Origin of the sequence: Nocardia colli, assembly GCF_008704205.1 — a bacterium.
Classification (GTDB): domain Bacteria; phylum Actinomycetota; class Actinomycetes; order Mycobacteriales; family Mycobacteriaceae; genus Nocardia; species Nocardia colli.
The window spans coordinates 1,028,076-1,054,942 of record NZ_VXLC01000001.1; the positions used below are offsets into that span (position 1 = coordinate 1,028,076).

Annotated in this window: 24 protein-coding genes; 9 read left to right on the top strand and 15 right to left on the bottom strand. The window is 68.2% G+C overall.

What is annotated here, in order from left to right:
- Positions 1-476: 476 nt before the first annotated feature.
- The 3 genes from gltB to F3087_RS04920 all read left to right on the top strand — a co-directional run bounded on the left by gltB (position 477) and on the right by F3087_RS04920 (position 8,174).
- Positions 477-5,126, top strand: a complete 4,650-nt coding sequence (gene gltB, locus F3087_RS04910; protein ID WP_150400514.1) for a glutamate synthase large subunit — start codon at positions 477-479, stop codon at positions 5,124-5,126.
- A gap of 59 nt (positions 5,127-5,185) precedes the next feature.
- Complete coding sequence (locus tag F3087_RS04915) at positions 5,186-6,655, top strand: glutamate synthase subunit beta (protein WP_150400515.1); 1,470 nt, start codon at positions 5,186-5,188, stop codon at positions 6,653-6,655.
- A gap of 619 nt (positions 6,656-7,274) precedes the next feature.
- Complete coding sequence (locus F3087_RS04920; protein ID WP_150400516.1) at positions 7,275-8,174, top strand: cutinase family protein; 900 nt, start codon at positions 7,275-7,277, stop codon at positions 8,172-8,174.
- Positions 8,175-8,246: 72 nt separating this feature from the next.
- On the opposite strand, the gene F3087_RS04925 is transcribed toward F3087_RS04920, so the two are convergent.
- From F3087_RS04925 to lysX, 4 genes are all read right to left on the bottom strand, one after another.
- Entirely contained in the window at positions 8,247-8,522 is a 276-nt protein-coding gene (locus F3087_RS04925) for a hypothetical protein (protein WP_150400517.1), read from the bottom strand.
- A 145-nt stretch (positions 8,523-8,667) separates the two neighbouring features.
- Positions 8,668-9,279: a histidine phosphatase family protein gene (locus F3087_RS04930; RefSeq protein WP_150400518.1), complete on the bottom strand. Its 612-nt coding sequence runs from the start codon at positions 9,277-9,279 to the stop codon at positions 8,668-8,670.
- 48 nt (positions 9,280-9,327) lie between these two features.
- The gene (locus F3087_RS04935; protein WP_150400519.1) at positions 9,328-9,537 is read right to left on the bottom strand and encodes a hypothetical protein; all 210 of its coding nucleotides are present in this window, start codon (positions 9,535-9,537) and stop codon (positions 9,328-9,330) included.
- A 124-nt stretch (positions 9,538-9,661) separates the two neighbouring features.
- Positions 9,662-12,982 carry a bifunctional lysylphosphatidylglycerol synthetase/lysine--tRNA ligase LysX gene (gene lysX, locus F3087_RS04940; protein WP_150400520.1) on the bottom strand — a complete coding sequence of 1,107 codons (3,321 nt, stop codon included), beginning with the start codon at positions 12,980-12,982 and terminating at the stop codon, positions 9,662-9,664.
- Between the two features lie 143 nt (positions 12,983-13,125).
- On the opposite strand from lysX, the gene F3087_RS04945 reads away from it, so the two are divergent.
- Positions 13,126-13,344 (top strand): RNA-binding S4 domain-containing protein, encoded by a 219-nt coding sequence (locus tag F3087_RS04945; RefSeq protein ID WP_040729260.1) that lies wholly within the window; start codon positions 13,126-13,128, stop codon positions 13,342-13,344.
- Positions 13,345-13,354: 10 nt separating this feature from the next.
- On the opposite strand, the gene rraA is transcribed toward F3087_RS04945, so the two are convergent.
- The 9 genes from rraA to F3087_RS04990 form a co-directional block, all read right to left on the bottom strand.
- Positions 13,355-13,846, bottom strand: coding sequence for a ribonuclease E activity regulator RraA (gene rraA, locus F3087_RS04950; protein ID WP_150400521.1), 492 nt, complete (start codon positions 13,844-13,846; stop codon positions 13,355-13,357).
- Between the two features lie 86 nt (positions 13,847-13,932).
- Complete coding sequence (locus F3087_RS04955) at positions 13,933-14,298, bottom strand: DUF5313 family protein (protein WP_150400522.1); 366 nt, start codon at positions 14,296-14,298, stop codon at positions 13,933-13,935.
- 50 nt (positions 14,299-14,348) lie between these two features.
- Positions 14,349-14,723 carry a DUF5313 family protein gene (locus F3087_RS04960; RefSeq protein WP_150400523.1) on the bottom strand — a complete coding sequence of 125 codons (375 nt, stop codon included), beginning with the start codon at positions 14,721-14,723 and terminating at the stop codon, positions 14,349-14,351.
- A gap of 80 nt (positions 14,724-14,803) precedes the next feature.
- Positions 14,804-15,283: an SRPBCC family protein gene (locus F3087_RS04965; RefSeq protein WP_150400524.1), complete on the bottom strand. Its 480-nt coding sequence runs from the start codon at positions 15,281-15,283 to the stop codon at positions 14,804-14,806.
- Between the two features lie 51 nt (positions 15,284-15,334).
- The gene (locus tag F3087_RS04970) at positions 15,335-16,294 is read right to left on the bottom strand and encodes a copper resistance D family protein (RefSeq protein ID WP_150400525.1); all 960 of its coding nucleotides are present in this window, start codon (positions 16,292-16,294) and stop codon (positions 15,335-15,337) included.
- On the bottom strand, positions 16,291-16,836 hold the full coding sequence (locus F3087_RS04975; RefSeq protein ID WP_150400526.1) for a copper resistance CopC family protein: 546 nt from the start codon (positions 16,834-16,836) through the stop codon (positions 16,291-16,293). The genes F3087_RS04970 and F3087_RS04975 overlap by 4 nt, the downstream gene beginning before the upstream one ends.
- Complete coding sequence (locus tag F3087_RS04980; RefSeq protein ID WP_150400527.1) at positions 16,833-17,486, bottom strand: YcnI family copper-binding membrane protein; 654 nt, start codon at positions 17,484-17,486, stop codon at positions 16,833-16,835. Before F3087_RS04980 ends, F3087_RS04975 begins: the two co-directional genes overlap by 4 nt.
- Positions 17,487-17,527: 41 nt before the next feature.
- Complete coding sequence (locus F3087_RS04985; RefSeq protein ID WP_150400528.1) at positions 17,528-18,046, bottom strand: hypothetical protein; 519 nt, start codon at positions 18,044-18,046, stop codon at positions 17,528-17,530.
- A gap of 11 nt (positions 18,047-18,057) precedes the next feature.
- A complete protein-coding gene (locus F3087_RS04990; RefSeq protein WP_150400529.1) occupies positions 18,058-18,702 on the bottom strand; it encodes a DUF6474 family protein in 645 nt (214 codons plus the stop codon).
- Between the two features lie 324 nt (positions 18,703-19,026).
- On the opposite strand from F3087_RS04990, the gene F3087_RS04995 reads away from it, so the two are divergent.
- The 4 genes from F3087_RS04995 (at position 19,027) to F3087_RS05010 (ending at position 24,087) form a co-directional block, all read left to right on the top strand.
- Entirely contained in the window at positions 19,027-20,625 is a 1,599-nt protein-coding gene (locus F3087_RS04995; RefSeq protein WP_150400923.1) for a TM0106 family RecB-like putative nuclease, read from the top strand.
- On the top strand, positions 20,622-22,592 hold the full coding sequence (gene htpG / locus F3087_RS05000; protein WP_150400530.1) for a molecular chaperone HtpG: 1,971 nt from the start codon (positions 20,622-20,624) through the stop codon (positions 22,590-22,592). Before F3087_RS04995 ends, htpG begins: the two co-directional genes overlap by 4 nt.
- Positions 22,593-22,655: 63 nt before the next feature.
- Entirely contained in the window at positions 22,656-23,114 is a 459-nt protein-coding gene (locus F3087_RS05005; protein WP_223884818.1) for a GNAT family N-acetyltransferase, read from the top strand.
- 163 nt (positions 23,115-23,277) lie between these two features.
- Entirely contained in the window at positions 23,278-24,087 is an 810-nt protein-coding gene (locus F3087_RS05010; protein WP_150400532.1) for a class I SAM-dependent methyltransferase, read from the top strand.
- Positions 24,088-24,138: 51 nt separating this feature from the next.
- Here F3087_RS05010 and F3087_RS05015 read toward each other — a convergent pair whose 3' ends face one another.
- Together F3087_RS05015 and F3087_RS05020 are read right to left on the bottom strand one after the other, a co-directional pair.
- Positions 24,139-24,906 (bottom strand): SDR family NAD(P)-dependent oxidoreductase, encoded by a 768-nt coding sequence (locus F3087_RS05015; RefSeq protein WP_150400533.1) that lies wholly within the window; start codon positions 24,904-24,906, stop codon positions 24,139-24,141.
- A 127-nt stretch (positions 24,907-25,033) separates the two neighbouring features.
- Positions 25,034-25,624, bottom strand: a complete 591-nt coding sequence (locus tag F3087_RS05020; protein ID WP_223884819.1) for a DUF4352 domain-containing protein — start codon at positions 25,622-25,624, stop codon at positions 25,034-25,036.
- A 360-nt stretch (positions 25,625-25,984) separates the two neighbouring features.
- Between F3087_RS05020 and F3087_RS05025 the strand changes: the two genes are divergently transcribed.
- A complete protein-coding gene (locus F3087_RS05025; RefSeq protein WP_150400535.1) occupies positions 25,985-26,863 on the top strand; it encodes an SDR family NAD(P)-dependent oxidoreductase in 879 nt (292 codons plus the stop codon).
- Positions 26,864-26,867: the final 4 nt, after the last annotated feature.

Below are 26,867 nucleotides of genomic sequence, written 5' to 3' on the forward strand. Positions count from 1 at the left end.
TTGGGGCCGCTCTCGCGCGCCGGCGGCAGGCGGCTGGCCACGAGTGCCGCAGGATCGATCATGGGGTACTCGCTGCTTTACACTGGACGACGCGCACACGTGGAGGACCGAATGAAGAAGCCCAGCTAGACCCGGTTATTAGTGCAACCTAAGTTGGTTGGGCCCCGGACCTGACTTATCGTTTGCTCTTACGCCGAACACAGAATGCTCGGCACCCTCGCCCGCTCGGGCAGCTCCTAACCGGTGCTCAGCGTAGCGGGCCGGAACCCGCACGGAGGTAAGGATCTCGTTAGGGATCTGTTACCGACGAGCACCCACTACGTCACTGAAGCGGGTGAACAACTGGAGACGTGACTGCACGCCGAAGACCATCAGCGCGGCTGGTTTCGGAACGTACGGGCGCAGTCTTGTACGGAGGCATTCAGACGAAATTGCCTATTTCTTTTTCGTCGAACGCCCTTCTTGAAGGCAGAGGCATGATGCAACTTCCTGGCCACAGGTCACCTGGACCCGTCGGGCTCTACGACCCGGCGAACGAACACGACTCCTGCGGTGTCGCGTTCGTCGTCGACATGCACGGCCGCCGCAGCCGCGACATCGTCGACAAGGCTATTACGGCTCTGTTGAACCTGGAGCACCGTGGTGCCGCAGGCGCGGAACCCAACAGTGGTGACGGCGCCGGCATCCTGATCCAGATTCCGGACCGGTTCTTCCGCGCCATCGTGGACTTCGAGTTGCCGCCGGAGGGCTCCTACGCCTCCGGTATCGCCTTCCTGCCGCAGGCCCGTCGCGAGGCCGCCCGTGCCGCTTACGGCGTGGAGCGGATCGTGCAGGAAGAGGGCTTGGCCGTGCTCGGCTGGCGCGAGGTGCCGATCGACGAGTCGTCGCTCGGCGCGCTGGCCCGGGACGCGATGCCGACGTTCCGGCAGGTCTTCCTCGGCTCCCCGCGGGGTGCGGCCGAGCAGCTGTCCGGCATGGACCTCGAGCGCCGCGCGTACGTGATCCGCAAGCGGGTCGAGCACGAGCTCGGCAAGGCGGGCCCGGGCGAGGGCACGGTGGGCAAGGAGTCGGTGTACTTCCCGAGCCTGTCCGGCCAGACCTTCGTCTACAAGGGCATGTTCACCACGCCGCAGCTGCGCGCCTTCTACCTCGATCTGCAGGACAGCCGGGTGGAGTCCGCCCTCGGCATCGTGCACTCGCGCTTCTCCACCAACACCTTCCCGTCCTGGCCGCTGGCGCACCCGTTCCGCCGGGTCGCGCACAACGGCGAGATCAACACCGTCACCGGCAACGAGAACTGGATGCGGGCGCGCGAGGCGCTGCTGCGTTCGGACATCTTCGGCATCGACTCGGCAGGCAACAACCGGCTGGAGAAGATCTTCCCGGTCTGTACCCCGGGGGCGAGCGATACCGCGCGCTTCGACGAGGTGCTGGAACTGCTGCACCTCGGCGGCCGCAGCTTGCCCCACGCGGTGCTGATGATGATCCCCGAGGCGTGGGAACGCAACGCGACGATGGATCAGCAGCGGCGCGCGTTCTACGAGTACCACTCGATGCTGATGGAGCCGTGGGACGGCCCCGCGTCGGTGTGCTTCTCCGACGGCACCGTGGTCGGCGCCGTGCTCGACCGCAACGGCCTGCGCCCCAGCCGCATCTGGATCACCGACGACGGCCTCGTCGTGATGGCCTCCGAGGTCGGCGTGCTCGACATCGACCCGTCCAAGGTGGTCCGCAAGGTCCGACTACAACCCGGCCGCATGTTCCTGGTCGACACCTCGCTGGGCCGCATCGTCGGCGACGAGGAACTGAAGACCGATCTTGCGGCCGAGCACCCGTACCAGGAATGGCTGGATTCGGGTGTGACCAAGCTCGAGGACCTGCCCGACCGCCCGCACGTGCACATGTCGCACGACCGGGTGCTGATCCGGCAGCAGATCTTCGGATACACCAACGAAGAACTGAACCTGCTGATCTCGCCGATGGCCAAGACCGGCGGTGAGGCGCTCGGCTCGATGGGCACCGACACCCCGATCGCGGTGCTGTCGTCGCGGCCCCGGCTGCTGTTCGACTACTTCTCCCAGTTGTTCGCGCAGGTCACCAACCCGCCGCTGGACGCGATCCGGGAAGAGGTCGTCACCAGCCTGCGCCGGGCGCTCGGCCCGGAGGCCGACCTGATGCACCCCGGCCCGGAGTCGTGCAAGCAGATCGCCATCGAACAGCCGATCCTGGACAACGATCAGCTGGCCAAGCTGGTGCACATCAACGACGACGGCTCCCAGCCCGAGCTGCGTTCGGTGATCGTGCGCGGCCTGTACCCGGTGGCCAAGGGTGGCAAGGGCCTGCGCAAGGCGCTCAAGGCGATCAACACCCAGGTGTCGGCCGCCATCGACGGCGGCGCGCGGATCATCGTGCTGTCCGACCGCGAGTCCAACGAGAAGCTGGCGCCGATCCCGTCGCTGCTGCTGACCTCGTCGGTGCACCACCACCTGGTGCGCGAGCGCACCCGCACCATGGTCGGCCTGGTCGTGGAGGCCGGTGACGCCCGCGAGGTGCATCACATGGCCATGCTGGTCGGCTTCGGCGCGGCCGCGATCAACCCGTACATGGCCTTCGAGACCATCGAGGACATGCTCGAGCGCGGCGCGCTCGACATGCCGGGCAGCACCGGCGATCACGCCGAGGACTTCCGCACGGCGGTCTACAACTACAACAAGGCCGCGAGCAAGGGCGTGCTCAAGGTGATGTCCAAGATGGGCATCTCCACGCTGGCGTCCTACACCGGCGCGCAGCTGTTCCAGGTGATCGGCCTGTCCCAGGACCTGGCCGACGAGTACTTCACCGGTCTGCGCTCGCACCTGGACGGCATCGGCCTCGAGGACATCGCCGCCGACGTCGCCGAGCGGCATCGGATCGCGTTCCTGGAGAACCGCAACGAGCGCGCGCACCGCGAGCTCGAGGTGGGCGGCGAATACCAGTGGCGGCGCGAGGGTGAGTACCACCTGTTCAACCCGGACACCGTGTTCAAGCTGCAGCACGCGACCCGCTCGGGTCAGTACTCGATCTTCAAGGAGTACACCAAGCTGGTCGACGACCAGACCGAGCGGCTGGCCTCGTTGCGCGGCCTGTTCAAGTTCAAGAAGGAGCGCGCGTCGATCTCGATCGACGAGGTCGAGCCCGCGTCGGAGATCGTGAAGCGGTTCTCCACCGGCGCGATGAGCTACGGCTCCATCTCGGCGGAGGCGCACGAGACCCTCGCGATCGCGATGAACCGGCTCGGCGGCCGGTCGAACTCGGGTGAGGGCGGCGAATCCCCGGCTCGCTTCGAGCCGGAGGAGAACGGAGACTGGCGGCGCAGCGCGATCAAGCAGGTGGCCTCCGGCCGCTTCGGCGTGACCGCGCACTACCTGACCAACTGCACCGACATCCAGATCAAGATGGCGCAGGGCGCGAAGCCCGGCGAGGGCGGCCAGCTGCCTGCGCACAAGGTGTACCCGTGGGTCGCCGAGGTGCGGCACTCGACGCCGGGCGTCGGCCTGATCTCGCCGCCGCCGCACCACGACATCTACTCGATCGAGGATCTGGCGCAACTGATCCACGACCTGAAGAACGCGAACCCGCAGGCGCGGATTCACGTGAAACTTGTTGCGGAGCCCGGCGTCGGCACCGTCGCGGCCGGTGTGTCCAAGGCGCACGCGGACGTGGTGCTGATCTCCGGCCACGACGGCGGCACCGGCGCCTCGCCGCTCACCTCGCTCAAGCACGCGGGCGGCCCGTGGGAGCTCGGCCTGGCCGAGACCCAGCAGACGTTGCTGCTCAACGGACTTCGCGATCGGATCGTCGTGCAGGTGGACGGTCAGATGAAGACCGGCCGCGACGTGATGGTCGCCGCGCTGCTCGGCGCCGAGGAATTCGGTTTCGCCACTGCGCCTTTGGTGGTCTCCGGCTGCATCATGATGCGGGTCTGCCACCTCGACACCTGCCCCGTGGGTGTGGCGACGCAGAACCCGGTGCTGCGCGAGCGCTTCACCGGTAAGCCGGAGTTCGTCGAGAACTTCATGCTGTTCATCGCCGAGGAAGTCCGGGAACACCTGGCGCTCTTGGGCTTCCGCACGCTGGACGAGGCCATCGGCCGGGTCGACCTGCTCGACACCGCCAAGGCCAAGCAGCACTGGAAGGCCAGCAAGCTGGACCTGTCGCCGATCCTCGACAACGTCGAGACCGCGTTCATGTACCAGGACCGGCGTTGCACCAAGACGCAGGACCACGGCCTGGACAAGGCGCTGGATCAGCAGCTGATCTCGCAGAGCCGCGACGCGCTCGAGCGCGGCCAGGCGGTGAAGTTCGAAACCAAGATCACCAACGTGAACCGCACCGTCGGCACCATGCTCGGCCACGAGGTGACCAAGCTCTACGGTGGCGCGGGCCTGCCCGACGACACCATCGACATCACCTTCACCGGTTCCGCGGGCAACAGCTTCGGCGCCTTCGTGCCGGCCGGCATCACGCTGCGCGTGCAGGGCGACGCCAACGACTATGTCGGCAAGGGACTTTCGGGTGGGCACCTGGTGGTGCGCCCGTCGCTGAACGCGCCGGCCGAGTTCGTGGCCGAAGAGAACATCATCGCGGGCAACGTGATCCTGTTCGGCGCGACCAACGGCAAGGCGTTCATCCGCGGCGTGGTCGGCGAGCGGTTCGCCGTGCGCAACTCGGGCGCCCTCGCGGTGGTCGAGGGCGTCGGCGACCACGGTCTGGAGTACATGACCGGTGGCCGGGTGGTCATCCTCGGCGAGACCGGACGCAACTTCGGTGCGGGCATGTCCGGCGGTGTCGCGTTCGTCTACAACCCGAACGGCACCTTCGAGTCCCGGCTCAACCCCGAGCAGGCCGACGCGGTCGAGCAGCTCTCCGGTGACGACTTCACCTGGCTGCGCGACATCATCACCCAGCACCGCGACCAGACGGGTTCGGCGGTCGCCGAACGCATTCTGGGCGACTGGTCGCAGCAGGTGAACCACTTCGTCAAGCTCATGCCGCGCGAATACAAGAAGGTCCTGCTGGCCATCTCCGAGGCGGAGAAGGCAGGCAAGGACGTCGACGAGGCGATCATGGAGGCGGCCCGTGGCTAGCGCACGCCGTATCCAACAGCTGAGTCCGATGTCCACAGGCAAGATTACGGAGGCCGAACGTGGCTGACGCACAGGGATTTTTGAAGCACACCTCGCGGGAGCTACCCACCCGCCGTCCGGTCGAACTGCGGTTGATGGACTGGAAAGAGGTCTACGAGCAGGGCTACCCCAAGGCGACCCTGCAACGGCAGGCCAGCCGCTGCATGGACTGCGGTATTCCGTTCTGCCACAACGGCTGCCCGCTCGGGAACCTGATTCCCGAGTGGAACGACCTCGTCTACAAGGGCCAGTGGCGCGAGGGCATCGACCGGCTGCACGCGACCAACAACTTCCCGGAGTTCACCGGGCGGTTGTGCCCGGCGCCGTGCGAGGCGTCCTGCGTGCTCGGCATCAACCAGGACCCGGTGACGATCAAGCAGGTCGAGATCGACCTGATCGAGAACGCCTTCGACGAGGGCTGGGTGACCCCGGTCTACCCGACCCGGTTGACCGGCAAGAAGATCGCCGTCGTCGGCTCCGGCCCGGCCGGTCTCGCCGCCGCGCAACAGCTCACCCGGGCCGGTCACACCGTGACCGTGTTCGAGCGGGCCGACCGCATCGGCGGGCTGCTGCGCTACGGCATCCCGGAATTCAAGATGGAGAAGCGCTTCATCGACCGCCGGATGGCGCAGATGGAGGCCGAGGGCACCATCTTCAAGACCGGCGTGAACGTCGGCGTGGACATCACCGCCGAGCAGCTGCGCGAGCAGTACGACTCGATCGTGCTGTCCGGCGGCGCGACCATCGCGCGTGACCTGCCGATCCCCGGACGTGAACTCGACGGCATCCACCAGGCCATGGAGTTCCTGCCGTGGGCCAACAAGGTGCAGCTCGGCGACGACGTCACCGATGCCGACGGCCTGCCGCCGATCCACGCGCGGGGCAAGAAGGTCATCATCATCGGCGGCGGCGACACCGGCGCGGACTGCCTGGGCACCTCGCACCGGCAGGGTGCGGAGAGCATCCACCAGTTCGAGATCATGCCGCGTCCGCCGGAGGAGCGCGCCGCGTCCACGCCGTGGCCGACCTACCCGCTCATGTTCCGGGTGTCCTCGGCGCACGAAGAGGGCGGCGAGCGCGTGTTCTCGGTCAACACCGAGCGGTTCCTCGGCGCGGACGGCAAGGTCACCGGCCTGCAGGCGCACGAGGTGAAGATGGCCAACGGCCGTTTCGAGAAGGTGGACGGCACCGACTTCACCCTCGAGGCCGACCTGGTCCTGCTCGCCATGGGCTTCACCGGTCCGGAGAAGCCCGGCCTGCTCGAGGATCTCGGCGTCGGCTACGACCAGCGCGGCAACGTCCAGCGGGACAAGAACTGGGCGACCAACATCCCCGGCGTCTTCGTCGCCGGCGACATGGGCCGCGGCCAGTCCCTCATCGTCTGGGCCATCGCCGAGGGTCGCGCCGCGGCCGCCGCGGTGGACCGCTTCCTGGAAGGTGAGACGGCCCTCCCGGCCCCGATCACCCCCACCATGGTCGCGCAGCGATGAGCTGAACCCCTCTCTTACCGGAGCGGAAAGGCGCCTGTGGACACCGATGTCCACGGGCGCCTTTGTTCTGTGGGTGGTTTCTCCGTATTTGCCATAGGCGAGTGGCGCGCGACACTCCCGGCGAAGTTTTTGGCCGTCAACGGATTCCGGCCGCGGGCATTTTTGCGGGTTCCTGATATTGCCGCAGCGCTCTCGATGTTTGCCGCTGTCCGGGAGTTCGCGCCGGACCTTGGTGCCTTAAAAGCTGTTTAGCTGGTCTTATGGAGTGAATTGCACCGGGAATTCATGATTGCTCTCCGATTGCTCGTCGGCGAGCGGTGGAACGGCCCCGGTCCGGGGCGGGTTGGGTGCCGGGTTGTGGTGGGAACGTTGAGGTTTGGGCATTCGACGGAAAACGGACGTGGACCGGGGTTTCGGATGGCGTCGGCGGCTGCGGACCTTTATTGTGATCCCGTCGCGCTGCTGATCTTGGGATGTGGGTTGGGGATCGTAGCCGTCATATCGGTGGGTGGCTGGAGTTAACCCAGCGTGCACTGGACGGTCACTCGTCGGGTTCAGAGTTGGTGCGCAACTTGTCGGGGATATGTCCACGAGGGGCATTGGTTTGGACTGGAGCGGTATGCAGTTGAAGAAGGTTGTCGCGGCTCTTGGTGCATCCGCGACGGTGTTGTCCGGCATGGTGTTCGGCGCCGGTTCCGCGACCGCGGATCCTGGCTGCCCTAACCTCTACGTGGTGGCGATCCCGGGTACCTGGGAGACCGGCAAGGACAAGAAGCCGCAGCCCGGCATGCTGGCCGGCGTCACCAACAATCTGCCTCGCTCGACCGAGGTCGACTACGTGACCTACGCCGCGACCGCCTTCCCGTGGGAGGGCGAGGTCTACGGCAACTCGAAGAAGGAAGCCGTCGACCGGGCGCGCGGCCTGATCTCGGACATGGCGCACTCGTGCGGCGCGACCAAGATCGCGCTCGTCGGCTACAGCCAGGGCGCCGATGCCGCGGGTGACCTCGCGGCCGAGATCGGCACCGGGCTCAGTGTGGTTGCGCCGGAGCGGATCTCCGGCGTCGGCCTGATCTCCGATCCGCGCCGCTCGCCGACCGACGTGCAGGTCGGCGCACCGGCCCCCGGCGCGGGCGCGGGCGGCCCCCGGGTGGGTGGCTTCGGCTGGGTCAGCGACCGCACCCGCAGCATCTGCGCCGTCGAGGACCTGTACTGCGCGACCGCGCCGGACGACTTCGTCACCCGGTTCGCCGGCTTCATGGCGCAGGCCTCGGACGCGAACCCGGCCAACATGTGGCGCTACCAGATCGAAGCAGGCAACATCATGAACGACCTGTTCGCGCATGGTGGCGTGCCGACCCTGCAGGCGCAGCTGACCGACTCGGCCAACGAGCAGCGGGCCAAGGACCTGGAGCGGTTCTACAAGTCGCAGGCGCACACCCTGTACGGCAGCTACCCGGTCGGCGGCGGCCAGACCGCCGTCTCCTGGATGCACAACTGGATCGCCGGCATGGCCTGATCCGATACAGCACACAGCGAAGGCCCACCTCCGACCACAGGCGGTGGGCCTTCGCTTTTGGTTCGAGCAGGTTTATCCGGAGCCGGTCGGCGGGAGCAGCTGCTGGAACTGCTGGAACTGTTGTGGCGCGGCGCCCGGATCCGGGCGGTGGTGCCGGCGCGGTCCGTCCGGGCGGTGCTTGTGATGCGGCCGGTCGATGTCGGCGCCCTGCTGGTCCACGTCACCGGCCGCCTGGACCTGGATGGTGGCGTCCGGCGCCGGGGCCTCGGCCGAGGCGGTCGCCGCGAGCGCGCCGACCGGGACGGCGATGAGCGCTCCCGCCGCGGCGATGCCGACGAGGCGTCGCATGGACGTCGATGTTCTGGAGAGCAACACGGAATTCCTTTCTCTCGAACTGTGGGCCACTTCGGGGTAGTGGCTCACCGGGTCCATAGAAGGTTCCGCGCCTGGGACGCCGGTGCGACGTCCCTGCCAATCGTCTGTGAATGAATGCTCAGGATTTGATATTGCGCGGCAACAGGTCCCAGACGTGCCCGTTCTCGTTCACCGTCGCCGCGGTCCGGCGCCCGGTGCGGGAGAACAGGATTCGAGTGATCGAGCAGTAGTCGATCGGGAAGGTCAGCGGCCGTTCCAGTCCGAGGATCTCCTGGAGCAGCACGTTGATCACGCCGCCGTGGGTGAACGCGATCACCGTGTCGGCCGGATCGGTGCCCGCGGCGATCTCGGTGACCGCGTCGAGCACCCGGGACTTGAACGCCTTGCCGTCGATCTGATCCGGGATGTAGCCCGCCTTGATCCGCTCGTAGATCTCGCGGAACTCCACCTTGGCGTCCTCGATGGGAATGTAGGCGGGCAGGTCGCGATCGTATTCGGCGAGATCATCGATGAGGTCGACGCCCAGCCCGAGCTTCGCCGCGGTCGGCGCGGCGGTCTCCCGCGCGCGCCGCTGCGGGCTGCTCACGATCCGGGTGATTCGATGCTGGCTCAACGCGGCAGGCACCCGTTCGGCCTGCTCGACGCCGACGGGCGCGAGCTCGGGATCGGCGGGACCGGCCGAGTTCATGATCCGGAGCGGTTGGGCATGGCGAACGAGGATCAACTGCACACGCCCCACTCTGCCGCATCGAGGGCGAACCCTCGATCCGGGCGCGACCTACTGCTGCTTGCGCCGCCGCATCAGCAGGTAGATGCCGCCGACGATGGCCGCGACCACGAGCAGGCAGCAGAGTCCGCCGATGATCAGGCCGCCGCTGCTGCGCCTCTTCTTCTTGGCCGCGAGTTCCATCGCCGAGTTCCAGGTGTCCGGGCTCGCCCAGACGCTGTGGTCGACCAGGCTCAGATTGGTCAGCAGGTCAAGGTACATTGTCGAACCCCATCTCGGTGATCGGTCTCCTCCCGGGGCCGAAGATTTCCCGGCCGCCCCGGCCCGATTCCCAAGGGTAGCTGTCCGATTCGTCGCCTGTGCGCCCTTCGCGGCAACGGAATGTTCAGCGAGGTTTCACCAACGGGAAGGGCAATGTCTCCCGGATGCTGCGCCCGGTGATCAGCATGACCACCCGGTCCACGCCCATGCCGAGCCCGCCGGTGGGCGGCATCGCGTGCTCGAGTGCCTGGAGGAAGTCCTCGTCGAGTTCCATCGCCTCCGGGTCGCCGTTGGCCGCGAGCAGCGACTGCTCGGTGAGCCGGCGGCGCTGCTCCACCGGATCGGTGAGTTCGCTGTAGGCGGTGCCGAGTTCGACACCCCAGGCGACCAGGTCCCAGCGTTCGGTGACGCCCTCGATGCTGCGATGGGCGCGGGTCAGCGGGGACACCGAGGTGGGGAAGTCGATGTAGAAAGTCGGTTCCTCCGTGCGGGATTCGACCAGGTGCTCATACATCTCCAGCACCACCTGCCCGGCGTCCCAGCCGTGCTGATAGGGCACCTCGGCCTTGTCGCACAGTTCGCGCAGCTGCTCCAGGCCGGTCTGCGGGGTGACCTCCGCGCCGATCGCCTCGGACACCGCGCCGTGCACCGTCTTCACCGCCCACTCGCCGGAGATGTCCACCGGTTCGTAGGAGCCGTCGCTCTGCGGCCGCAACGCGACCATCGCGCCGTTGGCGGCGAGCGCGGCGTCCTGGATGAGCTGGCGGCAGACGTGCATCATCCGCTCGTAGTCGCTGTGCGCCTCGTACGCCTCGAGAATGGTGAACTCGGGGTTGTGGCTGAAGTCGACGCCCTCGTTGCGGAAGGTGCGGCCGATCTCGAACACCTTCTCCATGCCGCCGACGCAGAGCCGCTTGAGGTACAGCTCGGGCGCGATCCGCAGATACAGATCCAGGTCGTAGGCGTTGATGTGGGTGAGGAACGGGGTGGCGTTCGCGCCGCCGTGCACCTGCTGCAGGATCGGCGTCTCCACCTCCAGATAACCCCAGGCGTTCAACGAGTCCCGCAGCGAGCGCACCACCGCGCTGCGCTTGGCCAGCACCTCCCTGGTCTCCTGATTGATCGCCATGTCGACGTAGCGCTGGCGCACCTTCGCCTCGGGATCGGAGAGGCCTTTCCACTTGTCCGGCAACGGATGCAGGCACTTGCCCAGCATCCGCCAGTCCGCCGCGAGCAGCGAGAGCTCGCCGCGGCGGCTGCTGCCGATCTGTCCGCTGACCTCGATCAGGTCGCCCAGGTCGAAGAAGTCGGTGAACTCGGCGCTGCGCTCGGCGCCGACCCGATCCCGGTCGATCACCAGCTGGATGTCGTCGGTCCAGTCCCGCACCACCGCGAAGATCACGCCGCCGTAGTCGCGGATGCGCAGCAGCCGGCCGCAGACCCGGACCGTGGTGCCGCGCGGCGACTGCCTGGCCCCGGCGACGGTGTGCGTCGGCGGGTAGGCGACCGGGTAGGCCTCGACACCGGACGCGGTGAGCCGGTCCAGCTTGTCCATCCGCACCCGCACCTGCTCGGGGCGGCGCGGCAGCTGTTCGGTGCCCTCGACCGGGCCGGGCTCGGGCGGGCTGCCGTCGGCGTGCAGCCCGGTCATGGTGGCAGGCACCGCGCTGTGCATGCCGGTGTGGGTGATGGTGTCGGGTTCCTTGCCGAAGCGCGGCAGGAAGCCCTCGGCGAGCGCGCTGGCCACCGCGACCCGGGGCAGCTGCCTGCGCTCCTCGAACAGGAAAAACCTTGGCACCCAATGCGGTTGGTACTTCACGTTGGAGCGGTACAGCGCTTCCAGCTGCCACCAGCGCGAAAAGAACAGCAGCACACCGCGCCACAGCCGCAGCACCGGACCGGCGCCGATCCGCCCGCCCTCCTCGAACACCGAGCGGAACACCGCGAAGTTCAGCGAGACCTTGGTGATGCCCTGCTGCTCGGAGTTGAGCGCGAGCTGCGAGATCATCAGCTCCATCACACCGTTCGGGCCGTGCGGGTCGCGGCGCATCAGCTCCAGCGAGACGCCGGTGCGGCCCCACGGGACCAGCGACAGCATGCCGAGTACCCGGTCCTGTCCGTTGACCGCCTCGACCAGCAGGCAATCCGCGTCCAGCGGATCGCCGAGCCGGCCGAGCGCCATCGAGAAGCCGCGCTCGGTCTCGGTGTCGCGCCAGGCGTCCGCGCGGGCGATCACCTGCTTGAACTCGTCCGCCGGAATGTCGCGGTGCCTGCGGATCCGGACAGTGATGCCGTGCTTGCGCAACCGGTTCGCGGCCTGGCGGACCGGCTTCATCTCGGGGCCGGCCAGGGAGAACGCCCTGGTGTCCAGGATCGCCTCGTCGCCGAGCCGGATGGCGGACAGGCCGGCCCGCCGGTAGGACGTGGCGCCGATCTCGCTGGCCCCCATGACGGCTGGGGCCCAGCCGAATTGGTCGGCCAGCCGCAACCACGCGTCGATCGCTTGCGGCCACGCCTCGCGGATGCCGATCGGGTCACCGCTGGCCAGGCAGACGCCGAGTTCCACCCGATAGGTCACCGCCGCCTTACCGCTCGGCGCGAACACCACCGCCTTGTCCCGGCGGGTGGCGAAGTAGCCGAGCGAGTCCTCCACGTCGGAGCGTTCCAGCAGGCCGCGGATCGCGGATTCGTCGGTGCCGGTCATCGCGTTCGCCGCGCGCTGCGAGCGCAGCAGGATGATCACCGCGGCGAGCAGTGCGATGGCGCCGAACAGGCCGAGCAGGAAGTTGACGAACGGGCGCGGGTGACCGTCGAAGTGCTCGTTGTCCACCAGCACCGCTGCGGTGACCCGATAGATGGCCCAGCCGGGTCGCTGCGCGCCGCGCGGCAGCGATCCGGGGAACAACTCGACCAGACCCCAGCCGAGCATGCAGCCGACCGTCAGGCCGCCGATCAGCACGCCGAGCGCCTTCCAGCCCGCGCCGCGGCGCACCTTCGTGTAGAACTCGCGCCAGGCCGCGATCAGCACGCCCATCACCGCGAGGTGCACGATCATCGCCACCAGCGCGTCGATATTGCCGGTGTCGGCGAAATCCAGGCCGTCGGCCAGCGCGTACAGCGACACGTAACCCAGCAGCAGCCACCAGGCGATCCGCTTGCGGCTGGCCAGCGCGCCCGCGAGCAGGCCGATGATCAGCGCCCACATCAGGTTGGTGTCGGGCGCGTCGAAGTAGTAGTTGTCGATGTAGCGGCGCGGTACCTGGGTCAGGAAACGTAAGCCGGGCGAGAGGCTCCAGAGGAAACACGCCACCGCGAAAACCCCGAGCACCAGACCCGCGATATGCGGGACCTCTGCCAGCCGTCCATGCCCCCGATGGGGGACCGGTGGGGTCGGTCTGTCCGCGGGCGGTTCGATCAGGTGTTGCCGGGCTTGCGTGGTGGTCACTGAACCAGTGTGTACGGTGCCGCCGTCGCGGTGCTCGAAGACCTCCCGGGCATGTCGGTTATCGGCGCGTCGCACACGCGTGTCAGCGACCCGCCCGGGGGCTGGCGTTTACCGATTCCCGAGGCCAGGTAAGGATGTAGCTCATGGCAGAACCAGTCGACGTACCGATCGATGACGAAGGCATTCGGCTCGGTCAGTTCCTGAAATTGGCCAATCTGATCGAATCCGGCTCGGAGGCGAAGACGGTGATCGCCTCCGGCCTGGTGCGGGTGAACGACGAGGTGGAACTGCGGCGCGGGCGGCAGTTGCAGATCGGCGACGTCGTCACCCTCGCCGGACATCAGGCGAGGGTGTCCGTCTGACCTGGTTGTTTCAGTCTTCGGCGCGGACCACGACGCCGTCGTGGTCGCTGTAGAGCACGTCGCCGGGCACGAAGGTGACGCCGCCGAATTCGACCGGGACGTCGCGGTCGCCGCTGCCGGTCTGGGTGCTCTTGCGCGGGTTGGTGCCCAGCGCCTTGATGCCGATGTCGAGGGTGCGCAGGATCGCCGAGTCGCGCACCGCGCCGTTGATGATCACGCCGGCCCAGCCGTTGTCCACGCCGCGCCCGGCGATGATGTCGCCGACCAGCGCGGTGTGCACGCTCGCGTCGCCGTCCACGACCAGCACCTTGCCCCGGCCCGGTTCGCCGAGCGTCTGCTTGACCAGCAGGTTGTCCTGGAAGCAGCGGATGGTGGTGATCCGGCCGGAGAAGGCCGCGCGGCCACCGAACTGGATGAACTGCGTGTCGCAGCTGCGGATCTCGGGGCCGATCTCGTCGGCCAGGTCGGCAGTAGCCACAACGTCATTCTGCGATTCGGTCACCAGCTCAGCTTAGGGGTGGCCGAGCGGGACTTCCGGAAGGGCCGCTCTTGCTGTGACATCGATCGCTATAGGTATGCCGAGCGCCGCTAACGGTGCCCGTAGTGCAGTTCGTACATCTCCCGATCGTGCTCGGAGAACTTGGCGCGGTCGACCAGATCGGGGTTCAGCCCGTGCTGGACGAGACGGTAGCGGCGCCAGACATAGCTGAGCGCCACGGTGAAGATGACCATCGGGACGATCATCATCACGATCAAACCGAGCTTGAGCGGCATCGGCCCCGGAAAGAGCAGGACCAGCGCGAAGAACGGAATGACGGGCCCGAGAAACCGGACGAGATAGCGTTCCATGGCCCCGTGTCCGACGAGGTCGCGGATGACCCACTCGTGCAGCTCCTCGGGGAGCTCGCGGCCCAGATCGTAAGCGATCCGCTGCCGAAATGTGGGATTGTTCATACCTCGAGGCTATGCCTGTAGCGTCGGTCACCGCTAGGTTGCTGGGCGGATCAACCTCGGCCGTGCCTGCGCTCGTAGGCCAGGCGTTCCGGCTCGGCCCGGCGGCGCGCGTCCGCGTCCGCCAGCGCGGGGTCGAGACCGTGCTTGATCAGCCGGTGCCGCCGGTACACATACATCAACGCCACGGTGAAATAGATCAGCGGCAGATACAGCAGCGCCATCATCGCCAGGCCCATCCACAACGGGCCCGGCAGCAGCAGGAACAGCATCAGCACCGGGATCAGCGGCACCAGGATGCGCAGCAGATAACGCCGCGTCGCGCCGGGACCCACCAGATCTTCGCGCACCCAGTCGGTCATCGACGCGGGCAGCGGGCGCCCGAGGATGTAACCGATGCGTTGGAAGAACGACGGCGTAGCGCTCATGCCCGCATCCGCTTCGCCGGGCGCGGTGGCCCGGCTCGCTCGCACTCACTCATGGGATCCAGCATCCCGCATGGCCCGAATCAGTGAACGGACTCATCCGATTCGGCGGCCCGGTCCTGATGGAACGCCGTGATCTGCGTGATCAGATTGTGCGTGGTGTGCTGCACCGCGATCTTCACGAACGGCTCGATGGTCTTGCCGAGCGCGCGCCCGGCCAGCCCGCCGCCGACCCGGAAGTCGACGATCGCGTCGACGGTGCACTGCCCCGCGCCCTTTGGATGGAACAGGAAGGTCGACTCGACCTCGAAGCCCTTGATCGACTTCACCGCGATGAGGGCGTTCTCCGCCCAGCGCACGACCTCGATGCGGGACTTGAGCGAGGCGGGCCCCAGCTTGATGTGCCCGTCGAAGGTGGCGCCGACGCCGACCGTCTGCGCGCCGACCGGGGTGAAGGACTGGATGCCGTAGAGGAAGCGCGGCAGGTTCTGGTAGTCGTTCACGTAGGCGAACGCGGACTCCGCCGACGCGGCACAGTCCTCGACGATCTTCACTTCGGTCATGGGAAAACAGTAACTGGTTTCGATCTAGGTCGCCGGGCCCGTGCGCGGGGGTCAGGCGGTGACCGCGAGGGTCGCGGCCAGGCCGAAGGCCAGCGCCATCACCACGACCTCGAGGGTCGCGCGGCGCAGCGAGGCCTCGGCGGTCATCCGGTGATCGGCGGCCCGATGCACCCAGCTGCGCCGCCACCACCAGCCCAGCGCCAGTAGACCAACCAGCACAACGGTTTTCGCGAGCAGGATGCGCCCGTACCCGGTCGTGACGAACGGCGTGATCCCGCCGACCCGCACCAGCCCGTTCAGCAGCCCGGTCACCCCCACCGCCGCGACCAGCGGCAACGCCATCGCCGAATACCGCGGCAGCACCACCGCCCACTCGCCGCGGGTCCGCACCACCAGCGCGAGCGCGACCAGCAGCCCGAACCAGGCCGCCGCCGCCAGCGCGTGCACCGCGGCGAGCACCGACCCGAACGTCTGCTGGGACATGTGCCCGGTGATCGGCCGCAGCGCCAGCGCCACCGCCGCGAACACCAGCACCAGATCGGCGGACGCGATATCTGCCCGCCGGAAGGCCACCGCCGAATACACCGCGACCGCGCCGACGCCCACCAGAATGGCGATGCCGATCTGCCCGCCGCTGAGATTCACCAGGAACGTGCCGAACTCCCCGGCCTCGAGCCTGCCCACCGGCACGCCGACCACCTCGGCCGCCTCGAACACCAGCACCGCGAACTCGGTGCCGCACCAGAATCCGGCCAGCACCGCGAGCAACCGCCACGGCGGCGTCAGGCGCGCGTGCAGCCGGGGCAGCGCGGCCAGCCCGAGCACCGTCGCGCCGGCACCGTCGGCGAGCACCCGGACGGTCGCCGCGGCGGCGAACCCCGCGGGCAGGGTCAACGCCCAGGCGATGACGACGCCGAGCAGCCCGGCCGGGACGACCAGCAGCACCGGCCACGGCGCGCGAGCGGTACCCCGCCGCGCGCCGCCCCGGCCGCCGATCGTCCTGCCCGTCACTGCTGCTTCGGTTTCCGGCTCCTGCCGCCGAACAGCGCGAACGCCAGGCCGCCGCCGAAGAGCACCACGGCGCCGACGATGAAGACCCACAGCGGAATTCCGCCGGAGCCGTCGCTGTCCGAGCTGCCGCCGTTGGCGTTGGGCTTCTCGCCGGGCACGCCGTTGCCCGCCTTGCTGAGCGTGAAATGCCGCTTGCCGCTGACCGGATGGCCGTCGGCCGAGGTCACCCGGTAGGCCACCGTGTACTCGCCGACCGGGCCGAGCTCGCCCACCTCGACGCTGACCGTGTTGCCGTCCACCGTCGGCGCGCCCTTCGACCACAGGCTGCCGTCCGGCCCGACCACGGTGAGCGCCGGGAAGCTGGGCTGCAACGCCTCGTTGAAGGTGATGCTGGCCCGGGCCGGTCCCGCGTCGACGGTCGCGCCGTCGTCCGGCACGCTGGCCGTCGGCGCGGAATGCGCGGCGGCGGTTCCCGTTGCGGCAACCCCGAATCCGAGCAGGAACACCCCCGCGACGAGCGCGGTGAGTAGTCGCCGGATCACGACTGCCGCGCCCGGATCACGTTGCCGAGCCCGAGCGCGACGCCGAGCAGGCCGAGGGCCAGGCCGATGCCGCCGAGCCAGCGGGCGGTGTTGTCGGTGTCGTCGGCCGACGAGCTCGCGGCCGGGGCGGCGGACCCGTGGTCGAGGCCGGCCTTGCCCTTGGCCAGGGTCAGCGACGGGGCCGGATGTTCGGGCTCGGCGCCGTCGGCGCCCGCGGGCTGATTCCAGTCGACCACCTTGCCGTCGCTGTAGGTCTGCTTGGCCGGGAAGCTGACCGTCTCCTGGCTGGGCAGCGGGCCGAGCGCGATGGCGAAGCGCTGGAACTGGCCGGGGCCGACGCCGGCGTTGCCCGGCTCGGCGGTCCAGGTGATCGCGGTGATCTCCGCCTTGTCGTTCTTCTCGATCTTCGCCGACCAGCCCGGGATCGGTTCGGTGCGTGCGCTTTTCAGGTTGGGCAGGGCGACGGTGAGCGCGGTGGTGCTCGCCGTGTCGGATTCGGTGGGCACCCGCAGGGTGATCACGCCGTACTTGCCCTGCTGGGCGCCCGGCGCGTCGACGGTGACGTGTGCCGAGGCGGTGCCTGCGGCGAGGAACGCGAGGGTGGCGGCGGCCACGGCCGTGCCGGTGGCGCGCGAAATGGAACGGTGCATGAGGGAAAGGCTCTCTGTCCGAAGGGGAGTGGTGCGGCGGGTCAGGCCGGTACCGGCGGCGCGCGCGGGCCGCTCGCGCCCTTCGGCGGGCAGAGGTAGTGCGGGAGACCGGGATCGGACCAGTGCGCCGGTCCGGCGATCCGCGGCGGAGGCGGCTTGGCCAGCACCGCGCGGACCGCGCCGGAGGCCACCGCGTAGAGCCGTTCGGCGATCGAGACGATCGCGGCGCAGCCGAGCGCGGCCCCCGCGTGCGTGACCAGCATCCATCCGGTTGGCAGCGGATTCGTTGTGGCAGCGGGATGTTCGTGCCCGAGCAGGCCGGAGAGCACGACATGGCTCGCCACCTGTCCGAGCAGCAGCAGCCCGAGCATCGAACCACGGCCGCCGGCAAGCACATTCGCGGCGCAGCCGGCCAGCGCGGCGACGAGCAGCACCAGCGTCAGCTCCGCCGAACCGGGGAAACCACCGCCCGCGCCGCCGTGCGCGGCGACGGCGAGCGCCCCCACCAGCACGCCGACCAGACCACCACGCAGGTAGCCGGTATGCGGTGACGGGGGCATCGCGGGGAAGGTCAGCGCACGCCGAGCTGGGCGAGCACGTCCGCTTCGACTCCGGACAGTTCCTCGCCGATCGAGGCGTGCACGGCCCGGCGGCGCGGCGCGGGCATCTGCTCGGCGGTCTGCACCGCGGCGGCCAGGCTGTCCAGCCGGGACTGGGTGGCCGCGACGAACTTCTGCGTGTCGCCCTTGTCCTTGCCGCCCTGCGCGGCGACCTTGTTCAGCGCCGCTTCGGTGTTCACGATCCGGGCCTGCAACTTCGCGCCGTGCCCGCCGAAGTCGCCGAGCTGCTCGATGCCGATGCCGAGCTGCTGGGCCTTGCGCGTGTCCAGCTGCGCGCGCAGGAACGTCGCGGCGCGATAGGCCAGCGGCGCGAGCACCGGAATCAGCACCCGGGCCACGCCAAGGTACTTCTTCATCTGACTCGCGCTGAACAGCTCACGCTCGGCCTTGGCGGCCAGCTTCAGCGAGGCCTTCTCCTCCGCCTGCAGCGCCGAGATCTGCGCCTTGGCCACCTTGCGCTGGGTACGGGCCTCCGCGCGGCGGGCCTTGCGGTCGTTCTTCGCGACCAGCTTGGCTTCCAAACCGGCCTTGTGCTTGAGAGCTTTCGCCTCGGCCCTGCGGCTCGGGCGCCGCTTGCGCTTCGTGAACAACCCCATCGAAGGCCCTCCGTCATGCTGGTTTGCCATGGCAGTACGACGCCGGGGAAAGCCCGTCCGCCCATGTCACACGGTTTGCCTTTTACCCTAACGGGTAGGCGTCGCCGATCGCGTGGCTGCTCGCCGAAGTCGCACTGTGGTGGTCACGAGAGCGGGCGCCGTCCGGTTCGAACCACGGCTGTGCCCACGGGGTTCGTGGGTTTGTCGGGGGTAGGGACCATACTGCATAGCGTGGAATCGGGCATCGGTGACCGAGAAGGTCGCAAGCACAACGGCACGGCCGTCGAACGGCCGGCCGGCGGTGCGGGCGCGCCGACCCCGTTCATCGATGCCAGGGCGCTGATCGGTTGCCGGCATCGGCTGCATCTGGACGCGGTACATCCCGGGGCGCTGCAAGGGGTTACCGAGGATCCGGGGGTGCGGCAGCGCCGGGAGGCGGCGACGGCGCACCGGCTGCGTGTGCGCGACGCGCTGATCGAGGCGGACCCGGCCGGCTGGGTGGTGATCGACCCCACGCTGCGCGCGTCCGAGCGGGCCGCGGCCACGATGGCGGCGTGCGCGGAAGGCGTGCGGCACATCTGGGGCGGGCTGCTGCCGCAGGAGCCGGAGACCGGCCGGCGCGGCGGCTCGGAGATCCTGCTGCGCGATCTCGATCGCGGCGGGTACATCCCGGTGATCGTGGTGAACCACAAGGTGACCGACCCGCGCCATCCCGAACCCGCCGACTTCCACCCGACCACCACCGACCCGTATCACTGGAATCCGCGCCCGGACCGGCATCGCAAGCTGCGTCAGCAGCCGCGTGACCAGCAGCGGCTCGCGCACCTGTACCGCATGCTGCAACGCCACGGCATGGCCAGCCCCGCCCTGGTCGGCGGCGTGATCGGCTACCACTTCGACTGCATCCTGGTGCACGACCTCGGCCCGGTGCTGGCCGACTACGACCAGCGCTATGCCGACCGGGTCGCGGTGGTGCGCGGCGAATTGCCGACCGTGCCGTCGAAGGTGCCCGAGTGCCGGCAGTGCCCGTGGTGGACCCGCGGCATCGAGGGACCCAGCTGCGAAGGCTGGCTGGTCGAGCATCGCGATGTCAGCCTGGTCGCGCCCGGTTCCCGCGCCGAGGTGCTGCGCAGGCACGGCGTGCAGACCATCGACGACCTGGCCGAGTGGGCGGGCGACGACCCCGACGACTGGCAGCACGGCCCGTTCGACGAGGCCGTGGTCACCGCCCGGGCCTGGATCGCGGGCGCGCCGCTGGTCCGCCGGGTCGAGCAGGTCCGGGTGCAGCGGGCCGACGTCGAGGTGGATGTCGACCTGGAGAGCTTCCAGGAATACGGCGCCTACCTGTGGGGCACCCTGCTCGACGGCGTCTACCGCCCGTTCGTCACCTGGGATCCGCTGCCCACCGAGGACGAGGGCCGCTCGTTCGGCGAGTTCTGGACCTGGTTGATGACCATCCGCGCGGACGCCGCGCTGAACGGCAAAACCTTTGCCGCCTACTGCTATTCGCGCACCGCCGAGGACAAGTGGCTCTACGAGTCGGCCCGCCGCTTCGCCGGACGGCCCGGGGTGCCGACGGTCGACCAGGTGCGCGCGTTCGTCGACGGCCCGGAGTGGGTGGACATGTTCCAGGCCGTCTCCGACCAGTTCATCTGCCCGAACGGCAAGGGCCTGAAGAAGATCGCCCCGGTCGCGGGCTTCGCCTGGCGCGACGCCGAGGCGGGCGGCGAGGCATCGATGAGCTGGTACCGGCTGGCCGTCGGCTACGAGGGCGAGCCGGACATGTCCCAGCGCACCCGGTTGTTCGAGTACAACGAGGACGACGTGCGGGCCACCCAGGTGCTGCGCGACTGGATGTCGGACCGGGCAGACCTCGAGGTTCCTGGCCTCGAGGATTTCGGGCGTCGTACTATCGCGTCGTGACTGAGCACGTCGAACAACTCGAGTTCCAGGCAGAGACCCATCAGCTGCTCGAGCTGATGATCCATTCGGTCTACTCCAACAAGGACACCTTCCTGCGGGAGTTGATCTCGAATTCCTCGGACGCACTGGACAAACTGCGACTGGAGTCCTACCAGGACAAGGATCTACAGGTCGACACCGGCGACCTGCACATCGACCTCGTGGTCGACCGGGACAACCGGACCCTGACCGTGCGGGACAACGGCATCGGCATGTCCCGGGCCGAGGTAGTGGACCTGATCGGCACGCTGGCCAAGTCCGGCACCGCCGAACTGCGCAAGAAGCTCAACGAAGCCAAGAGCGCCGCCGCGGGCAACATCGACACCGCGGAACTGATCGGCCAGTTCGGCATCGGCTTCTACTCGACCTTCATAGTCGCCGACAAGGTCACGCTGACCACCCGGCGCGCCGGGGAGACCGAGGGCACCCGCTGGGAGTCGGCCGCGGGCAGCTCGACCTACACCATCGAAACCCTGGCCGAGGCGCCGCAGGGCACCTCGGTCTCGTTGCAGCTCAAGCCCGCCGACGAGGACGACCACCTCTTCGACTACACCCAGGAGTGGAAGCTCCGGGAGATCGTCAAGAAGTACTCCGACTTCATCGCCTGGCCGATCCGCATGCAGGTGGAGCGCACCGTCACCGAGGGTGAGGGCGAGGAGAAGACCGAGCAGACGGTCGTCGAGGACCAGACGCTCAACTCCATGAAGGCGCTGTGGACCCGCCCGAAGAGCGAGGTCAGCGACGAGGAGTACAAGGAGTTCTACAAGCACGTCAGCCACGCCTGGGACGATCCGCTGGAGATCATCCCGATGAAGGCCGAGGGCACCTTCGAATACCAGGCGCTGCTGTTCCTGCCCTCGCAGGCGCCGTTCGACCTGTTCACCCGCGAGCACAAGCGCGGCGTGCAGCTCTACGTCAAGCGGGTGTTCATCATGGACAACTGCGAAGAGCTGATGCCGGAGTACCTGCGCTTCGTCAAGGGTGTGGTGGACGCGCAGGACCTGTCGCTCAACGTCTCCCGCGAGATCCTGCAGCAGGACCGACAGATCCGGATGATCCGCAAGCGGCTGGTCAAGAAGGTGCTGTCCACGGTCAAGGACCTGCAGGGCGCCGAGGACCAGACCAAGTACCAGACGTTCTGGAAGGAATTCGGCCGCGTCCTCAAGGAGGGCCTGCTCGGCGACACCGACAACCGGGAGACCATCCTGCAGGTCTCGTCGTTCGCCTCGACGAACTCCGAGTCCGAGGTGACCACGCTCGCCCAGTACGTCGAGCGGATGGCCGAGGGCCAGGACTCGATCTACTACATGACCGGCGAATCCCGGCAGCAGATCGAGAGCTCGCCGCACATGGAGGCGTTCCAGGCCAAGGGCCGCGAGGTGCTGATCCTGACCGACCCGGTCGACGAGATGTGGGTCGGCTCGGTGCCGGAGTTCGACGGCAAGGCGTTCGTCTCGATCGCCAAGGGCGAGGTCGACCTGGAGTCCGAGGAGGAGAAGAAGGCCTCCGAGGCGCTGCGCGAACAGCAGGACAAGGACTTCGCCGAGGTGCTCGGCTGGCTCGGCAAGGCGCTGGACGAGAGCGTCAAGGAGGTGCGCCTGACCAACCGGCTCACCACCTCACCCGCCTGCCTCGTCGGTGACGTCTTCGACTTCACCCCGATGCTGGAGCGGATGTATCGCGCGTCCGGTCAGGCGATGCCGGAAACCAAGCGAATCCTCGAGCTCAACCCGACCCACCCGCTGGTCACCGGCCTGCGCGACGCCTACGACACGCGCAAGGACGATGCCGACGCGGGCAAGGTTCCCGAGCTCACCGAGACCGCCGAATTGCTCTACGGCACCGCGGTATTGGCCGAGGGCGGCGAGCTGAAGGATCCGGCGCGGTTCGCGCACATCCTCACCGACCGGCTCACCCGCACGCTCTGATCCGGTCACCGGCGAGGACCACCCCGCGGTGGTCCTCGCCGGCTGCTCGGCAGAATGGGTGCCGTGTCGAATTCGACTGAGCCGGTGATCCGGGCGGCGCGGGCCGCGGACTACGACGCCATCGCGGGCGTGGTGGACGAGTGGTGGGGGCGCGCGATCCTGCCGGTGCTGCCACGGCTGTTTCTCGATCACTTCCATCGGACGAGCCTGGTCGCGGAGACCGGCGAGCGGCTGTCGGGGTTCCTGATCGGGTTTCCCTCGCCGTCGGAATCCGATGCGGCGTATATCCATTTCGTCGGGGTGCATCCGGATTCGCGCAAGAGCGGGCTGGCGCGGGAGCTCTACGAGCGGTTCTTCGCCACCGCGCGGGCGCATGACCGGCGGGTCGTCACGGCGGTGACCGCGCCGGCGAACGAGACGTCCATCGCGTTCCACTCCCGGATGGGGTTCACCGTCGGCGGTCCGGTGCCGGACTACAACGGGCCGGGGCGTGACCTGATGACTTTCCGCCGCGCGATCTGAGTCCGTTTTGCCCTATTGAGCTGCTCTTAGAGTGAAACGATATGTTTCGCTACCTTCTGGCACTCGATTCGAAATCCTTCGCGCACAGCGATATTCGCCGGGTTTTGTGGTCTCTCACGGGGCGAAGCGGTTAAATTTGGGCGATCGAAAGGATCGTCAGCATATGTCCGGAAACCCTCTCGCCGTTGCCGAGCCGTGGGATCTCGTCGCCGACGGCTACGCCGAATTCGCGTCCGCGATCATGCAGCCCTTCTCCGACCGGGCGCTCGAATTCGCCTCGCTGACACCGTCTTCCCAGGTCATCGACGTCGCCGCGGGGACGGGGCTATTGAGTCTGCTGGCCGCGCCGCAGGTCGCGCAGGTGCAGGCCATCGACTTCTCCGCCCCGATGATCGACCGGCTCACCGCCGCGGCGGGGGCGGCCGGATTGACCAATATCGAGGCGCGCGTGGGTGACGGGCAGTCCCTGCCCTTCGACGACGACCGTTTCGACGCCGGGTTTTCCATGTTCGGGCTGATGTTCTTTCCCGAGCGCGGCAAGGGTTTCGCCGAATTGTTCCGGGTGCTGCGGCCCGGCGGCACGGCCGTGGTGTCCAGCTGGGCGCCGGTCGTCGAATCGCCGCTGATGCGGATGATGTTCGGCGCCTTCCACGCCGCCGATCCGAGCATCCAGGAGCCGCAACCCAACTACCTCAGCCTGGAGAATCCCGAGGTCTTCCAGACCGAGATGCGCCGGGCCGGCTTCGAAGCCGTGTCCATCCAACGGCATTCGACCTCGCTCGCCTTCGACAGCGCCGAGCAGATGTGGGACACCATGGTGCGCAGCAGCGCGCCGCTGGGACTCATGCGCCGCACGGTCGGCGAACAGGTCTGGGCCGAACGGGTCGCGCTGATGAAGTCCTATCTGGCCGAGCACTATCGGCCGCAGCAGCCGCTGTCCACCACCGCGTTCCTCGGCATCGGGCACAAATAAAAGCCGCCGCCGACCTCGGTCGGCAGCGGCTTTCGGGTTCTGCTCGGTGCTTTAGCGCGGGGCCATGCGCAGCGCGCCGTCCATGCGGATGGTCTCGCCGTTGAGGTAGTCGTGCTCGACGATGTACTGCGACAGCTGCGCGTACTCGTCCGGGCGGCCCAGGCGGGACGGGAACGGGACGCCGGCCTCGAGGCCCTTGCGGTACTCCTCGGTGACGCCGGCCAGCATCGGGGTGTCGATGATGCCGGGGGCGATGGTGTTCACCCGGATGCCGAACTGGGCCAGGTCGCGCGCGGCCGGCACGGTCATGCCGTGCACGCCGCCCTTGGACGCCGAGTACGCGATCTGGCCGATCTGGCCCTCGAACGCGGCGACCGAGGCGGTGTTGATGATGACGCCGCGCTGGCCGTACTCGTCGACCGTGTCCGTCTTGCTGATCGCGTCGGCGGCCAGCCGCATGACGTTGAACGTGCCAAGCAGGTTCACCGTGATGACGGTGCGGAACAGCTCCAGATCGTGCGGGCCGTTCTTGGACAGGATGCGCCCGGCCCAGCCGACGCCGGCGCAGTTGACCACGATGCGCAGCGGCGCGCCCGACTCGACGACCTTCGCGACCGCCGCGGCGACCTCGTCATTGCTGGTCACATCGGCCGGAATGAGGGTGACCCCGGCTGGCACGTTGTCCCCGGCCCGCTCGATCGACTGCGGCACATCAAGGCCGAAAACAGTGGCCCCCAGCTCGGCGAAACGCTTGGCAGTGGCGGCGCCGAGGCCGGATGCGCCTCCGGTGACAATGGCGGCGGAACCCGAAATCTCCACGATGGTCCTCTCGTTCGTGACAGCCAGTTGGCCCTTCGTCAATTGCACCCTAACGGTTCCCCCACCCAACCCCCATGAGGACTCCCTCTCACTCCGGAAAGGACCATCGCCGAGCTTCGGGCGGGGGCTACTGGAGGGTCACTTTGGCGCCGCCGGAGAACATCGAGTCGTGCAGCATGATGTGGCTCGGCACCGCATCGGCAGGCAGGTCGAACACGACCTGAGCGGTCACGGTGTTGCCCGGGTTCACGCTGGCATACATGCTCGTGTCGGCCTGCAGGTTGATCGCGGCCATGCTGTCGTTCTCGAACTTGCGGTTCTTGCTGTCGAACAGATATTGGGCGCTCGGGCTGAAGCCCTGCGGCTTGTTGGACGTGTTCTTCACGGTCATCGAGACGATCGTGTACGCGCCCTGGGCTTTTCGCTGCAGGTACGGGTTGTCGCCCACTTCACCGAGGCCGACCTGGACGCCGGTGACGACGAACTCGAATTTGCCGTCCCGTACCGGGGTGTTGAGGCCGGGCGCGGCCGTCGATGGCTTTTCCGCCGATGGCTTCGCGGCCGGCGGGGCAGCGGATTCGCCTGCCGCCCCGACGGCCGGCGCGGATGCCGGACTGCTGGCAGTGGTGTCGGTCTTCTTGTCGTCTCCGCTGTTGACGGCAGCGATCACCGCGCTGAACCCGCACAACCCGATAATGACCGCGACCACGATGAGCACGATCTTGCCGCCACTGGATTTCTTCTTCGGCGGTTGACCGTATCCGGGCGGCGGTGCGAACTGTCCGGGTTGCGGTGGTTGCTGCCCGCTGGGCAGAGGCGGGTTGCCCCACTGGGGATTCGGCGGTTGCTGCGGTGGGAATTCGCCTTGCGGTGACGTCATCTGTCTTGCCTTCTGCGAGAAGTGATGGAACTGATGACGCCTCTATCGACCCGTTGTGACCTGCGTTACGTTTCATGTGCTAACGGCATAACTGAAATACCCGCAGGCAGGCGGCTATTTCGGCCGGTCCGCGCGGCCATTCGGGGGTCCGCAGATTTATTTGCGAACAAACGTGTTCATTGGTGGTACCGTCGCTGCATGAAGCTGTTCGCGGGGGCGTCTGTTGCTGGGCGCAAGGTTTTGATCACGGGGGCGGCGCGGGGGATCGGGGCCGCGCTGGCTCGGCAGTTGCATGCGGGTGGGGCGCAGGTGGCGTTGCTGGGGTTGGAGGGGGAGTTGCTGGGGGAGGTGGCTCGGGAGTGTGGGGACGCGCCGTGGCGGTATTGCGATGTGGGGGATCGTGAGCAGGTGGATCGGGTGGTGACGACGCTGGTGGGGGAGCTCGGCGGGCTCGATGTGGTGGTGGCGAACGCGGGGGTGGCGCGGCAGTTGCCGTTGATCGGGGGCGATCCGGCGGTGATGGAGGAGACGCTGGCGGTCAATGTGCTCGGCGTCTATTACACGTTGCGGGCGGCGGGGCCGCACATCAGTCATCCGAACGGCTATGCGCTGGTCGTCTCCTCGCTCGCGGCGGCGGTGCATCTGCCGCTGGTCGGGGCGTACAGCGCGTCGAAGGCCGCGGTGGAGGCGCTCGGCAATACGCTGCGGATCGAGCTCAAACACACCGGAGCGAAGGTCGGCGTCGCGTACTTCGCCGAACTCGACACCGACATGACCTCGCGCGGATTCGGCACCGCCGCGGCGCGCGCGATCATCGGCCGGTCTACCGTGTCCGGCGTCGCGCCGCTCGGGCCGGCCATCGATTCGGTGGAGAAGGCGATCGCGCGGCGGCGTCGGCAGGTGGTCTCGCCCTGGTGGGTGGCGGTGGTGCTGCCGTTCCGGCCGATCGCCCAGCGCGTGATCGCGATCGCGCTGCGCCGAGGCGTACGGCGGGCGCTGGAGATCGCGCGGAACGAAGAAGCACCCTTCACTACGGACCAACCGGACAGACCCCGCAAAATGGAGCGGAAAGCTTAGCCGA

Coding starts and splice junctions, on each gene's coding strand:
- F3087_RS04925 (WP_150400517.1), bottom strand. CDS start 8,522: ATGCGACGCCTCGTCGGCATCGCCGCGGCGGGAGCGCTCATCGCCGTC.
- F3087_RS04920 (WP_150400516.1), top strand. CDS start 7,275: ATGCAGTTGAAGAAGGTTGTCGCGGCTCTTGGTGCATCCGCGACGGTG.
- F3087_RS04985 (WP_150400528.1), bottom strand. CDS start 18,046: ATGCCCCCGTCACCGCATACCGGCTACCTGCGTGGTGGTCTGGTCGGC.
- F3087_RS04980 (WP_150400527.1), bottom strand. CDS start 17,486: ATGCACCGTTCCATTTCGCGCGCCACCGGCACGGCCGTGGCCGCCGCC.
- gltB (WP_150400514.1), top strand. CDS start 477: ATGATGCAACTTCCTGGCCACAGGTCACCTGGACCCGTCGGGCTCTAC.
- F3087_RS04965 (WP_150400524.1), bottom strand. CDS start 15,283: ATGACCGAAGTGAAGATCGTCGAGGACTGTGCCGCGTCGGCGGAGTCC.
- F3087_RS04960 (WP_150400523.1), bottom strand. CDS start 14,723: ATGAGCGCTACGCCGTCGTTCTTCCAACGCATCGGTTACATCCTCGGG.
- F3087_RS04945 (WP_040729260.1), top strand. CDS start 13,126: ATGGCAGAACCAGTCGACGTACCGATCGATGACGAAGGCATTCGGCTC.
- F3087_RS04990 (WP_150400529.1), bottom strand. CDS start 18,702: ATGGGGTTGTTCACGAAGCGCAAGCGGCGCCCGAGCCGCAGGGCCGAG.
- F3087_RS05010 (WP_150400532.1), top strand. CDS start 23,278: ATGTCCGGAAACCCTCTCGCCGTTGCCGAGCCGTGGGATCTCGTCGCC.
- F3087_RS04935 (WP_150400519.1), bottom strand. CDS start 9,537: ATGTACCTTGACCTGCTGACCAATCTGAGCCTGGTCGACCACAGCGTC.
- F3087_RS05025 (WP_150400535.1), top strand. CDS start 25,985: ATGAAGCTGTTCGCGGGGGCGTCTGTTGCTGGGCGCAAGGTTTTGATC.
- F3087_RS04955 (WP_150400522.1), bottom strand. CDS start 14,298: ATGAACAATCCCACATTTCGGCAGCGGATCGCTTACGATCTGGGCCGC.